Raw genomic sequence first — 12,373 nt, forward strand, 5'->3', positions numbered from 1 at the left:
GGCACGGCGTCACTTCGCGTCGGCGTAGGTTTCGACCGGGGCGATGTGCAGCGGGAACCGGACCGGGCAGGCCGGGCCGAACAGCATGCGCGCCGCCTCCGTGACCGAGTCCGTGATCGCCGTGGACACTTCGGCCGCCAGCTCGGCCGGGGTGTGCACGATGACCTCGTCGTGCTGGAAGAACACCAGGTGGGCCGGCGCGGGGAGCCGGGTGCGCAGCGTGGCCAGCATGACCGCCGTCATGTCGGCCGCGCTGGCCTGGACCACGAAGTTGCGCGTGAACCGGCCCCAGCCGCGGGACGCCCGGCGTGCCTTCAGCTCCGCCGCGTCGTCGGCGGCCAGGCCACCGGTCAACGCCCGCCAGGCCGCCGACGGCGCCGGGGACGTCCGGCCCAGCCGGGACCGGACCCGCTCGCCGCGTTCGCCGGCCTGCGCGGCCCGCTCCACATAGGACACCGCGTCCGGGAACCGCTGACGCAGCAACGCCAGCAGCGGTCCCGCCTCGCCGGACGTGCCGCCGTACATCGCCGACAGCATCGCGATCTTCGCCCGGGCCCGGTCGTCCCGGTCGTCGTCGGCGGCCGGGACCCAGCGCGCGCCCGAGAACAACGCTTCGCCGAGCCGCGCGTACAGGTCCGTCGCCGCCGCGACGTCGGCCAGGCGGCGATCGCCCGACAACGCCGTCAGCACCCGCGGCTCCAGCTGGGCCGCGTCCGCCACCACGAGCTTCCAGCCCGGGTCCGCGCGGACGCACGTGCGCAGCACCTTCGGGATCTGCAGGGCGCCGCCGCCGCGGCTGGCCCAGCGCCCGGAGACCACGCCGCCGACGACGTAGTGCGGGCGGAACCGGCCGTCGGTGACCCACTCGTCGAGCCACGCCCAGCCGTTCGCCGCGTACAGCCGGGACAGCTCCTTGTACTCCAGCAGCGGCCCCACCGCGGGGTGGTCGATCCCCTTCAGCAGGTACTTCCGCGCTGCCGGCACCTCGATCCCGGCCCGCGCGAGGGCCTTGACCACGCTCGGCGGCGAGTCCGGGTTGACCGGCCGGCCGCCGAACGCCTCGCTGATCTTCGCCGCCAGCTCCACCAGCACCTTCGGCCGCTCTCCGGCGCGCACCCGTGGGCCGAGCTTCGACACCAGCAGCTCCTCGTGGAGGTCGGCCCGCCACGGCAGGCCGTCGGCCGACATCTCGGCCGCGGCCAGCGCGCTCGCCGACTCCGCGGCCAGCAGCAGCCGCAGCCGGTCCGGGTGCCCGGCCGCCGCCACCCGCCGCTCCTGCTCGGCGAGCACACGCCGGACCGCCGTGACGACCGTCACGCCCTCGGGCAGCGTCGGCGTCCGCGTCTCGAACAGTGTCGGCTGCGCGGACTCGACGGCCATCGCGTCTTCCGGCGGCTCTTCGCCGTTCGCCCTGGCCCAGGCCGCGCGCAGGCTCCGCGACTGCCCCTCCAGCCCCTCGTACGCCAGCAGCAGCCCCTCGGCCAGCGCGAGGTCGTAGCAGCGCCGCACCCGCAGCCCGCCCGCCACGAGCACCGGGTACACCAGCTCCACCGACGGGAACACCCACCGCGGCCCGAGCGCCGCCTCCAGCTCCCGCGCCGCCGCCAGGAAACCCGCTTCGTCCAGGCCCTTCGCCGTCGAGGACGGCGAATGCACGGTGAAGCTCCCGTCCTCCTCCCGCCCGGCGATCACCTGCACGAAGACATCATGACGGCCACCACCGACAAAAACCGGACCACGCGCACGTCTGGTGCGCTCGCGGCGTGGTTGGTTTACTCTCCAGTAGCCCCCATACCGCCGGTACGTCCGTGCCGTCGGCGTGGGCACTCTTCCCGCAGCAACGGAGGTGCCTGGATGAGCCTGGTCGCGCTCGCCACGCAAGTGGCGGACAAGGTGGCGGAGACGGCGCGCAGCGTGGACGTGATGCGGCGGGCGGGGCTCGTCCCGTTCCCCCGCGTCGACGAGGGCCTCCGGTCCCTGGTGGCGATCCGGAAGTTCGGGCCCTTCGCCGGCGCCAACCACATCTCGGCGCGCCGCGACCCGACGGCCGTCGGCCTCGTCGACGAGCTCGGCCCGCTCACCTACAAGCAGCTCGACGACCAGTCGAACGCGCTCGCCCGCGCCTGGTCGGAGCGCGGGATCCGGCCCGGCCAGGTCGTCGCCGCGCTGTGCCGCGACCACCGCGGCCTGGTCGTCACCATGGCCGCCGCGGGCAAGCTCGGCGTCCGGCTGCTGCTGATGAACACCGGCTTCGCGAAGCCGCAGCTGGCCGACGTCGCCAAGCGCGAAGGCGTCACCGCGATCGTCTACGACCAGGAGTTCACCGGCCTGCTCGACGCGATCCCCGCCGGCATCGACCGCTACCTCGCGTGGGTCGACGCGGACAGCGACCTGGCCGGCCGGGACGTGCCGGTGCTGAGCGAGATCATCGCCAGCACCGACGACCGGCCCTGGCCCGCGCCGGCCAAGCCGGGCGGTTTCGTGCTGCTGACCAGCGGCACCACCGGCACGCCGAAGGGCGCGCCGCGGCCGCACACCTCGGCGCTGGCGTCCGCCCAGTTCCTCGACCGGATCCCGATGCGCGCCAACGAAGCCACCTACATGGGCGCGCCGATCTTCCACGGCACCGGCCTGTCGCAGTTCATCCTGTCCTTCGCGCTCGGCTCGAAGGTGGTGCTGTGCCGCAAGTTCAACCCGGAGGAGGCGCTGCGCGGCGTCGCCGAGCACAAGTGCACCGCGCTCGTGCTGGTGCCGACCATGCTGCAGCGCATCGTCGACCTGCCGAAGGACGTCCTGGCGAAGTACGACACGTCGTCGCTGCGGATCATCTTCGTCGCGGGCTCGGCGTTGTCGCCGGACCTCGGCAACCGCGCGAACGAGGCGTTCGGCCCGGTCGTGCACAACCTCTACGGCTCGACCGAGGTCGCCGTGGCGACGGTCGCGACGCCGGAGGACTGGGCGAAGGCGCCGGGCACCGTCGGTCGCGCGCCGGTGGGCTGCAAGGTCGCGCTCTACGACCCGGACGGCGGCCGCATCACCGACCCGCACGTCACCGGCCGGGTGTTCGTCGGCAGCGGGCTGAGCTTCGGCGGCTACACCGACGGCCGCCACAAGGAGATCATCGACGGCCTGCTGTCCAGCGGCGACGTCGGCCACTTCGACGAAGACGGCCTGCTGTTCATCGACGGCCGCGACGACGAAATGATCGTCTCGGGTGGTGAGAACGTGTTCCCGATCGAGGTGGAGAACCTCCTGGTGGAACGCGAAGACGTGCTCGAGGCGGCGGTGATCGGCGTCGAGGACCCGGAGTTCGGCCAGCGCCTCAAGGCGTTCGTCGTGCGCACGGAGGATTCGAAGCTCGACGCCGACGGCGTCCGCGACTACGTCAAGGCGAACCTGGCGCGCTACAAGGTGCCCCGCGACGTCGAGTTCCTGGCCGAGCTGCCCCGCAACGCGACCGGGAAGGTGTTGCGCACCAAGCTTTCCTGACGCCGTTCAGCGGCGCCGCGTGAGCAGGGCGAACGAAGGAAACCCGGTCGGCTCAGTCCCAGTCGATGCCGAAGACGCCCGGCCCGAAGTCGAGCGCCACCGCGTGCACGCCGTCGCCGCCGTCCAGCTTGAGGGGGCGGCGGCCGCGGCTGCCGGTCGCGCCGTTTCGCGAGTACTGCCAGCAGCGGCCCGGCGCCGTGCCCGGGGCGAACCGGACCTCCAGCAGGTACTCCCGGACCGGGCGGCGGAACTCGCGGTAGTAGGTGTTGCGGCACTCCGGGTACGGCGGCCCGCCGTTGGTCAGCGTGTACTCGATCAGGTGCGTCTCGCCGCGGTCGATCGGCCGGTCGAACACCAGTTCGGCGACGAGCAGCCCGTGCGCCTCGTCGGCTTCGGCGCGGCCGACGCGGCAGTTGCGCACCGCGTGCAGCTGCGGGGGCCCGGCCGCCGGGTCGTCCTGGGTGTAGACGAGCAGCCAGCGGTCCTGGCCGTCCGCGCCCGACTGGAACACCGCGCGCGCGGTGACCGAGCGCTGGCCGCCGTCCGCGGCGATTTCGCACAGGTCGTGCAGGCCGACCAGCTTCAGCGGGTGCTGGCGCTCGAGCGCGTCCGGCGCGCCGACCTTGTCCAGCAGCGGCTGCAGGACCTCGCGGGGGAACGTCATGGGCTCGCCGCCGGCGTGGCGTTTCCCGGCGCCGCCGCGCGGCCGGGGCGGCGGCAGCAGGCCGAGCAGCGACCCGGCGGGGACGTCGAGGATCTCTTCGAGCGTGCGTACGGCCGACAGCGAGCTCTGCCGCTCCGGCTGGCGCTTGCCGGACTGCCAGTAACTCAGGGCGGTGACGCTGACGACGACGCCGCGGGCGCGCAGCCGCGCCTGGATCCGGTCGAGGGAGAGCCCGCTGGTGGCGATGGCCGCGCGCAGCTGGGCCGCGAACGCCGTGCGCTCACCTTCCCGGCCGCCCGCCATGCTGCCCGCCATTGCCGATCCGACCCGCCCCCGTGCGTCCCCCGACGATCCCCGACACGGTGCACGTTAGCAGGATTCGCGCGGTCGTCCGCGGCCGTCTTCGCGACGGTCGCGCCACGCGTCCACTCGGGCGAACGGGCTAGTACTGGCAACTGTGAACCATTGCCCCGGCCTGGGCGGACGCGCTTGTATGACTTGCCTGCGCCGGTGGCCCCGCCTCCCCCTCACGGCCCACCCGGGCGCAGGCCGAGAAGCCGTGGACAACGGCTCCGGCTCACCCGGCCGCGTTGTGCGACCGGCCGGAGTGGCCGCGCGATGACCGGTGGCCCGGCGACGCCCCCAGCGCCGGGCCACCGGTCTTATTACTTCCGGGTAGCATCCCGGGCTATGACCCTCCGGAAGAACATCCTGATCACCGGCGCCAGCAGCGGGCTGGGCGAGGGTATGGCCCGCCAGTTCGCGGCGAAGGGGCGCAACCTGGCGCTGTGCGCGCGGCGCACCGAACGCCTCGAGGCGCTCGCCAAGGAGCTCGAAGGAGCGCACCCCGGGATCAGGGTGGTCACCCGCACCCTCGACGTCACCGACCACGACCGCGTGTTCGCCGTCTTCGCGGAGTTCCGGGACGAGCTGGGGTCCCTCGACCGGGTGATCGTGAACGCCGGGCTCGGGAAGGGGCAGCCGGTCGGCAAGGGCCGGTTCGACGCCAACCGCCAGACCCTCGAAGTCAACTTCGTCGCGGCCGCCGCCCAGGTCGAAGCCGCCGCCGAAATATTCCGCGCGCAGGGCAGCGGGCACCTCGCCGTCGTCTCGTCGTTCAGCGCGCTGCGGGCCATGCCGGGCAACCTCACCGCGTACGCCGCCTCGAAGGCCGGGATCTCGGCGTTCGTCGAGGGCGCCCGCCTCGAGCTGAAGCGCAAGGGCATCACCGTCACCGACGTCCGGCCGGGCTACATCGAGTCCGAGATGAACGACCGGATCGGCCGCAACCCGTTGCTCGCCGGAGCCGAGACCGGGGCGCGGGCGCTGGTCAAGGCGATCGAGGCCGAGCCGCGCCGCGCCTACGTCCCGGCGTGGCCGTGGGTGCCGCTGTCGGCCGTGATGCGCGTGGTGCCGTCCGCGGTGCTGAGGAGGTTCGCGTGAGCACCATCGAAGTGCGGGAGGAAGACGCCTTCGACGTCGCCGCGGTGCACGCCTGGCTGGCCCCGCGGGTCGAGGGCCTCGGCGCCGAGCCGCCGCGCGTCCGGCAGTTCCCCGGCGGCGCGTCGAACCTGACGTACCTGCTGACCTACCCCGACCGCGAGCTGATCCTGCGCCGGCCGCCCGCCGGGCACAAGGCGGCGTCCGCGCACGACATGCGGCGCGAGTACCGCGTGCAGCACGCGCTCAAGCCGGTGTTCCCGTACGTGCCGCGGATGCTGGCGTTCGGCGACGACCCGGCCCTGCTCGGCGGCGACTTCTACGTCATGGAGAAGCTCGACGGCCTGATCCTGCGCGGCGACCTGCCCGCCGGGCTCGAGCTGACCCCGGAGCAGGCCCGCGAGCTGTCCGGCAAGGTCGTCGACCGGCTGGTGGACCTGCACGCCGTCGACGTCGAGGCGGCCGGGCTGGCCGACCTGGGCAAGGGCGCCGGGTACGTCGAACGGCAGATCCGCGGCTGGTCGGACCGGTACACCGCGGCGCGCACGGACAACGTCGGCGACTTCGCCGAGGTCCGCTCGTGGCTGGCTTCGAACCAGCCGCCCGAGGTGAAGATCTGCCTGATCCACAACGACTACCGGCTCGACAACCTGGTGCTCGACGGGCCCTCGACGTTGACCATCACCGGCGTCCTCGACTGGGAGATGGCCACGCTCGGCGACCCGCTGATGGAGCTGGGCAGCATGCTCGCCTACTGGGTGCAGGCCGATGACGACGACGTCATGAAGGCGAGCCGCCGCCAGCCGACGCACCTGCCCGGCATGTTCACGCGCGAGGAGTTCGTCGCGCGGTACGCCGAGAAGACCGGGCTGGCCGTGGGGGACTGGCGGTTCTACGAGGTCTACGGCCTGTTCCGGCTCGCCGCGGTGCTGCAGCAGCTGTACCGGCGCTACGCGGACGGCGCCACGCGCAACCCGGCGTTCAAGGACTTCTGGCAGTTCGTCGGGTACCTGGACTGGCGCTGCCGGGAGATCATCGCGAAGGGGAGGGGCTGAGTGGGCGCGATCTACCTCGTCCGGCACGGGCAGGCGTCGTTCGGCGCGGAGGACTACGACGCGCTTTCGCCGCGCGGTTTCGAACAGTCCACTGTGGTCGGTGCAGAACTGTTGCGGCGCAACATGTCCTTCAGTCAGATCCGTTCGGGAACGCTGGCGCGGCAGCGGGACACCGCCGCGACGGCGCTGAAGGTGCTCGGCTCGGACGTCCCGGTGGTCGAGGACCCGCGCTGGAACGAGTACGACCACGTCGACATCGCCCGGCACCACGCCGGCGGCGCGCCGCAGGAGGATTCCCGCGCGTACCAGGGGGTTCTGGACGCGGCCCTGACGGCGTGGACCACGGCGGGCGAGGGCGGGCCGTGCGCCGAGACGTGGCCCGCGTTCCTCGCGCGCTGCCGCGGCGCGCTGGAAGACCTCGTGGCGGCACTGGGCAAGGGGGAGCACGCGGTCGTGTTCACCTCCGGCGGCGTGATCGCGACGCTCTGCGGGCTCCTGATGGGGACGCCCGAAGCCGGGCTGCTCAAGCTCAACCGCGTCACGGTCAACGGCGGCATCACGAAGCTGGTGTCCGGGCGCGGCGGGGTCACGATGCTGTCGTTCAACGAACACCCGCACTTCGAAGCGGACGCGGCCCCGTTGCTCACCTACCGGTAGGAGACGTTCGATGCGGTTCGGCGAGGTCACGGTCATCCCGGTGAACGGGCACGGCCCCGAGGACGTCGTGGTCGACGGCGAGGGCCGGATCTACACCGGCGTCGACGACGGGCGGATCCTGCGCCTGTCGCCGGACGGCACCCGCATCGACGTCATCGCCGACACCGGTGGCCGCCCGTTGGGGTTGGAGCTCTACGGCGAGGACGAGCTGCTGATCTGCGACGCGCGGGCGGGCCTGCTGGTGGTGCCGCTGGCCGGCGGCACGCCCGCGGTGCTGGCGACCTCGGCGCTGGGGCTCGACTTCGTGTTCTGCAACAACGCGGCGGTGGCTTCGGACGGCACGGTGTACTTCACGGACTCGTCGCGCCGCTTCGGTATCGACAACTGGCGCGACGACCTGATCGAGCAGACCGCGGGCGGCCGCCTGCTGCGGCGTTCCCCGGACGGCTCGATCGACCTGCTGCTCGACGGCCTGCAGTTCGCGAACGGCGTCGCACTGGCCCCGGACGAGTCGTTCGTGGCGGTGGCGGAGACGGGTGCGTTCAGCGTGTCGAGGGTGTGGCCGGACGGCCGTTCCGACGTTCTGGTCGACGGGCTGTGGGGCTTCCCGGACAACATCTCGACGGGCACGGACGGCCTGATCTGGATCACCCAGGCCTCCCCGCGCGTGGCGGCGTTGGACGTGGTCCGCCGCCTGCCCGGCTTCGTGCGCGCCGGGGTCCGCGCACTGCCGACGTCGCTGCAGCCGAGCCCCGGGCGCGATGTGGGCGTGCTGGGCGTGGCCCCGGACGGCACGGTGAAGCATGCGCTGCGCGGGGAGATCGACGGCTTCCACATGCTGGTGGGCGTCCGCGAGTGGCAGGGCAAGCTGTACTTCGGTTCGCTGGAGGAGAACGCGGTCGCGGTGACGGCTAGCATCGGGTGATGCTGACCAACCTCCGGTTCGAATCGCGTCTTCCCACGCAGGACCTCGACCGCGCCCGTCGGTGGTACAGCGAGAAGCTGGGCCTCGAGCCGGCCGAGGAACGTGAAGGGGGCCTGCGGTACGAAGGCGCTTCGGGCGTCTTCTGCCTCTACACCTCGGCGGGTGCGTCGAACGGCACGTTCACCCAGGTGGCCTTCTACGTCGACGACCTCGACGCGACCGTGGCCGCGCTCAAGGAGCGTGGCGTGGTCTTCGAGGACGCCGGGATCGTCGAGATCCGCGGCAACTACCCGAGCAAGGGCACCGGTGAACGGGCGGCCTGGTTCCGCGACAGCGAAGGCAACCTCATCGGGCTCGGGGAAGTGGTCCGTTAACGGCCGGTCCAGCGGGGTTCGCGGCCGGCGGACCAGGCCGCGTAGAACTCCTTGTGGTCCTTGGCCGTCATCAGGAGGGCCTGGGTGATCGCCTCCAGCTCGATCGCGCTGCCCAGGTCCATGTCCAGCTCGCGGGTCAGGAGCACCTTCGTCGTCGCGTAGGCCAGGGCCGGGCCGTCCGCGAGCCGGCGGGCCAACGCCGACGCCGTCGAGGTCAGCTCGGAATCGGGCACCACCTGCGAAGCCAAGCCGATTTCCGACGCGCGCGCCGCGGAGACCTTGTCGCCCAGCAGCAGCAGTTCGGTCGCGCGGCCCAGGCCCACCAGGCGCGGCAGGAGATAAGCCGAGCCCATGTCCGCGCCCGCCAAGCCCACCTTCGTGAACAGGAACGCGAACTTCGCCGACTCCGCCAGCAACCGGAAGTCGCTCGCCAGCGCGATCACCGAGCCCGCGCCCGCCGCGACGCCGTTGACCGCCGCGATCACCGGCAGCGGGCACTCGCGCAGCGCCTTCACCACCGCGCCCGTCATGCGCGTGAACTCCAGCAGCTCCGCCGTCTCGAACTTCTGCAGCTCGCCGATGATCTCTTCGACGTCGCCGCCCGAACAGAACCCGCGGCCCTCCCCGGTGATCACCAGCACGCGGACGTCCTCGTGCTGCGGCAGCTCGGTGATCAGGTCACGCAGGTCGGCGTAGACGTCGAACGTCAGCGCGTTCAGCTTCTCGGGCCGGGTGAACGTCACCGTCGCGACGCCGTCGTCCACGGTGAAGCCGAAGTGCTCCCACTCCTTCGTCAGCGGTGCGGTCGCGCGGAACGGGCTCATGACTGGATTCCTCCGCCGTCGAGTACGAGGGTCTGGCCGTTGATCGCGGCGGCTTCGGGCGCCGCCAGGAAGGCGACGGTGAACGCCACCTCGGAAGGTTCCAGGAGCCTGCCGAGCGGGGACGCCGCGGCCAGCGCCGCTTCCGCCTCGGAAGACGCCCGTCCGGTGCGCTCCCGGATCCGCGCCACCGAAGTCGCCGTCATGTCGGTGCGGACGAACGCCGGGCAGACCGCGTTCGCCGTGACGCCGGTGCCGGCCAGCTCCGCCGCGACCGCCCGCATGAGCCCGACCGCCGCGTGCTTGGACGCCGTGTACCCGGCCGTGTAGCGGTAGCCGGCGTGCGACGCCGTCGACGCCACCGTGACGATCCGGCCACGGTCCCGCGAGCGCATCCCCGGCAGCACCGCGCGGGTGCACAGGAACGCCCCGGTCGCGTTGACCTCGAACTGGCCGCGCCAGTCGTCGAGCGAGGTCTTGGCCGTCGGCGCGCTCGACGAGATCCCGGCGTTGTTCACCAGCACGTCGACCGGCCCGGCCGAAGCGAAATAGGCCGTGACGGCGTCTTCGTCGGTGACGTCGCATTCGGCGCGGCCCGGCGCGAGCACCGTGTCGCCGGCGGCGCGGAACCGCGCCGCGATCGCCGCGCCGATCCCGCGGGTCCCGCCGGTGACCACGACCAGGCGGCTCACGACCGGCCCGCCAGTGCGCGCCGGTCGAGCTTTCCGTTGGCGGTCCGGGGAAGTTCCGTCATGAACACCACTTCGCGGGGGTACTTGTGCTTGGCCAGGTGGGCTTTCGCATGCTCTTTGAGCTCCTCGGCGGTCACCGGGGCACGCGTCACGACGTACGCGCGCGGCACGACCAGCCCGTCGACCTCCTGGCCGAGCACCGCGCAGTCCGTCACGGCGGGGTGCCCGAGCAGGCAGTCCTCGATCTCGCCGGGCGCGACGAACACGCCGCCGACCTTGAGCAGCGCGTCGGCCCGCCCGTGGTGGCGGAAGAAGCCCTCGTCACGGCTGAAGAGGTCGCCGGATGTCAGCGTGTCGCCGTCGAACGTCTTCGCGGACTTCTCGGGGTCGCCGTGGTACTCCAGCGCGATCGTCGGCCCGGTCACCCGCAGCGGCCCGATTTCCCCGTCCGGCAAAGGGTTTCCGAGCTCGTCGACGACCTGCGCGTGGTAGCCGGGCACCTCGGTGCCGAGCGTGCCGATCCGCGCGGCGCCGGGCCGGTTCGACAGGTAGATGTGGTACGCCTCCGACGAGCCGATGCCGTCCACCACCGGCACGCCGAACGTCGCGTCCCACTTCCGGTGCAGCTCCGAAGGCAGCGCCTCGCCCGCGGACGTCGTCATGCGCAGGCAGCTCAGGTCCTGTGACGCCGCGGCCGGGTGCGCGACCATCGCGCTCATCATGGTCGGCACGTTGACCAGGACGGTCGGCCGGTGCTTCGCGATGAGCTCGAACATCAGGTCCGCGGTGCTGCGCTCGGGGAACGCGATCCCGGCGGCGCCGACGCCGAACGGGAACAGCGCCACGAGGTCGCGCGCGTACCCGAAGAACAGCTTGGGCACGGCGAGCACACGGTCGTCTTCGCGCAGTCCGAGCACCTGCACGGCGTACCGTTCGAAGCTCTCTTTGGCGCTCCGCAACGGATGTACGCACGCCTTGGGCGCGCCGGTGCTGCCGGTGGTGAACTTCCAGATCCCGATTTCGTCCACAGTGGTCGGTGCGGCTTCGAGGGTGTCCGGCGCCGCGTCGAGCAATGTCCGGAATGGACGCTCACCCGGGAGCAGTTCACCCTCGGGCACGCCGGTGACGAACAACCCGGTCGCGCCCGCCTCCCGGAGCGCAGGCAGTGTGACGGCGTCCGCGATCACCGCCACGGCCTCGGTGTAGCCGAGGTAGTACGCGTAGTCCTTGGGCTGCAGGAAGGGGTAGACCTCGGCGGTGACGGCGCCGATCTTCTGCGCGCCGTACCAGGTCGCGACGAACTCGTCGCCGTCGCTCAGCGCCAGCAGCACTCGCTGTCCTTTTCGGACACCCGCGTCCAGCAGCACGTTGCCGACGCGGTTCGCCAGGGCCGCCAAATCCGCGTAGCTCACGGTCCGGTCACCGACGAAAAGGGCGGTTCGCGAGTCGCGGCCCTCGGCCACGTGCCGGTCGAGGAAGAACGTGGCGAGGTTGAACGGCTCACTCACGGGCCAGCTCCCGGATCGCTTCCACCAGCAGATCGGTCAGGGTCGAGAACGTCGCTTCGCCTTCGGCCGCGGTCGCTTCGGCGGGAGACCCGCAGTACGCCTCGGTCATCCCCATCTCGAGAAAACCGCCGTCCTCGGGCGCCGAGGCCAGGCTCACGGGCACGTGCGGCAACGTCCGCATCAGCCCCTGGTCGACCAGTTCCGGCCGGTCCGCGAGCACCAGCGACGTCTCGTACCGCCCGGCGTGGCACTCGCCGGACTTGAACTCCTCGGTCAGCCGCTGCGCGTGCCGCCGCCGGACCAGGTCGAGCAGCGCGACGCGGCCGTCGTAGGCAAAGTTCACCGTCTCGGCCGCGCGCCGGAGCGTGACCAGGTGCGCGGGCTCGAAGTGGTTGTTGACCAGCAGGATCCGGCGCAGGCGCTGGCCGATCAGCGCCGAGGAGATGTCGACGATCAGCGAGTGCAGGGTCTCCTCGCCGATGTGGACGCCGCCGGCGAACCCGGCCGCGAACCGCGTCACGCCGTAGGGCACTTCGGGCAGCACCAGCACGTGCACTTCGGAGTCGGCGGCCAAGCGAGCGGCCGCCCGCTCGCACATCCCGCGCGAGATCAGCGGGTCGGTGCCCAGCGGCGCGTGCGGGCCGTGCGGCTCGACCGCACCCAGCGGGAGCAGCAGCACGGGGACGCGCGGGCCGTCGGCCAACGACGCGACCTGCCGCGAGCTGAGGTCCGCGAAGTACGTCACGCA

The 12,373-nt window shown here is 72.2% G+C and carries 12 protein-coding genes; 6 read left to right on the top strand and 6 right to left on the bottom strand.

Annotated features, from left to right (window positions below):
- Nucleotides 1-9: 9 nt before the first annotated feature.
- Nucleotides 10-1,698, bottom strand: a complete 1,689-nt coding sequence (locus ACWEN0_RS43075) for a bifunctional 3'-5' exonuclease/DNA polymerase (RefSeq protein ID WP_451986670.1) — start codon at nucleotides 1,696-1,698, stop codon at nucleotides 10-12.
- Nucleotides 1,699-1,854: 156 nt separating this feature from the next.
- Between ACWEN0_RS43075 and ACWEN0_RS43080 the strand changes: the two genes are divergently transcribed.
- Nucleotides 1,855-3,489: an acyl-CoA synthetase gene (locus ACWEN0_RS43080; protein ID WP_451986672.1), complete on the top strand. Its 1,635-nt coding sequence runs from the start codon at nucleotides 1,855-1,857 to the stop codon at nucleotides 3,487-3,489.
- A gap of 52 nt (nucleotides 3,490-3,541) precedes the next feature.
- Here the strand turns inward: ACWEN0_RS43080 and ACWEN0_RS43085 are convergent, their stop codons facing one another.
- The gene (locus tag ACWEN0_RS43085; RefSeq protein WP_451986674.1) at nucleotides 3,542-4,468 is read right to left on the bottom strand and encodes a hypothetical protein; all 927 of its coding nucleotides are present in this window, start codon (nucleotides 4,466-4,468) and stop codon (nucleotides 3,542-3,544) included.
- Nucleotides 4,469-4,843: 375 nt separating this feature from the next.
- On the opposite strand from ACWEN0_RS43085, the gene ACWEN0_RS43090 reads away from it, so the two are divergent.
- From ACWEN0_RS43090 to ACWEN0_RS43110, 5 genes are read left to right on the top strand one after another with little or no spacing between them, the layout of a single operon-like run.
- Nucleotides 4,844-5,596, top strand: a complete 753-nt coding sequence (locus tag ACWEN0_RS43090; RefSeq protein ID WP_451986676.1) for an SDR family oxidoreductase — start codon at nucleotides 4,844-4,846, stop codon at nucleotides 5,594-5,596.
- Nucleotides 5,593-6,648 (top strand): phosphotransferase family protein, encoded by a 1,056-nt coding sequence (locus ACWEN0_RS43095; protein ID WP_451986678.1) that lies wholly within the window; start codon nucleotides 5,593-5,595, stop codon nucleotides 6,646-6,648. Before ACWEN0_RS43090 ends, ACWEN0_RS43095 begins: the two co-directional genes overlap by 4 nt.
- Complete coding sequence (locus ACWEN0_RS43100; RefSeq protein WP_451986680.1) at nucleotides 6,649-7,305, top strand: histidine phosphatase family protein; 657 nt, start codon at nucleotides 6,649-6,651, stop codon at nucleotides 7,303-7,305.
- 10 nt (nucleotides 7,306-7,315) lie between these two features.
- Nucleotides 7,316-8,230: an SMP-30/gluconolactonase/LRE family protein gene (locus ACWEN0_RS43105; protein WP_451986682.1), complete on the top strand. Its 915-nt coding sequence runs from the start codon at nucleotides 7,316-7,318 to the stop codon at nucleotides 8,228-8,230.
- A complete protein-coding gene (locus ACWEN0_RS43110; RefSeq protein WP_451986684.1) occupies nucleotides 8,230-8,604 on the top strand; it encodes a VOC family protein in 375 nt (124 codons plus the stop codon). The genes ACWEN0_RS43105 and ACWEN0_RS43110 overlap by 1 nt, the downstream gene beginning before the upstream one ends.
- On the opposite strand, the gene ACWEN0_RS43115 is transcribed toward ACWEN0_RS43110, so the two are convergent.
- Genes ACWEN0_RS43115 through ACWEN0_RS43130 form a run of 4 tightly spaced genes read right to left on the bottom strand, consistent with a single transcriptional unit; the run spans nucleotide 8,601 to nucleotide 12,370 of the window.
- Entirely contained in the window at nucleotides 8,601-9,428 is an 828-nt protein-coding gene (locus ACWEN0_RS43115; RefSeq protein ID WP_451986686.1) for an enoyl-CoA hydratase family protein, read from the bottom strand. The genes ACWEN0_RS43110 and ACWEN0_RS43115 overlap by 4 nt on opposite strands.
- Entirely contained in the window at nucleotides 9,425-10,117 is a 693-nt protein-coding gene (locus ACWEN0_RS43120) for an SDR family NAD(P)-dependent oxidoreductase (protein ID WP_451986688.1), read from the bottom strand. The genes ACWEN0_RS43115 and ACWEN0_RS43120 overlap by 4 nt, the downstream gene beginning before the upstream one ends.
- Nucleotides 10,114-11,625 carry a benzoate-CoA ligase family protein gene (locus ACWEN0_RS43125; RefSeq protein WP_451986690.1) on the bottom strand — a complete coding sequence of 504 codons (1,512 nt, stop codon included), beginning with the start codon at nucleotides 11,623-11,625 and terminating at the stop codon, nucleotides 10,114-10,116. The genes ACWEN0_RS43120 and ACWEN0_RS43125 overlap by 4 nt, the downstream gene beginning before the upstream one ends.
- Complete coding sequence (locus tag ACWEN0_RS43130) at nucleotides 11,618-12,370, bottom strand: creatininase family protein (protein ID WP_451986692.1); 753 nt, start codon at nucleotides 12,368-12,370, stop codon at nucleotides 11,618-11,620. Before ACWEN0_RS43130 ends, ACWEN0_RS43125 begins: the two co-directional genes overlap by 8 nt.
- Nucleotides 12,371-12,373 lie beyond the last annotated feature (3 nt).

Source organism: Amycolatopsis sp. NPDC004378 (assembly GCF_053602455.1).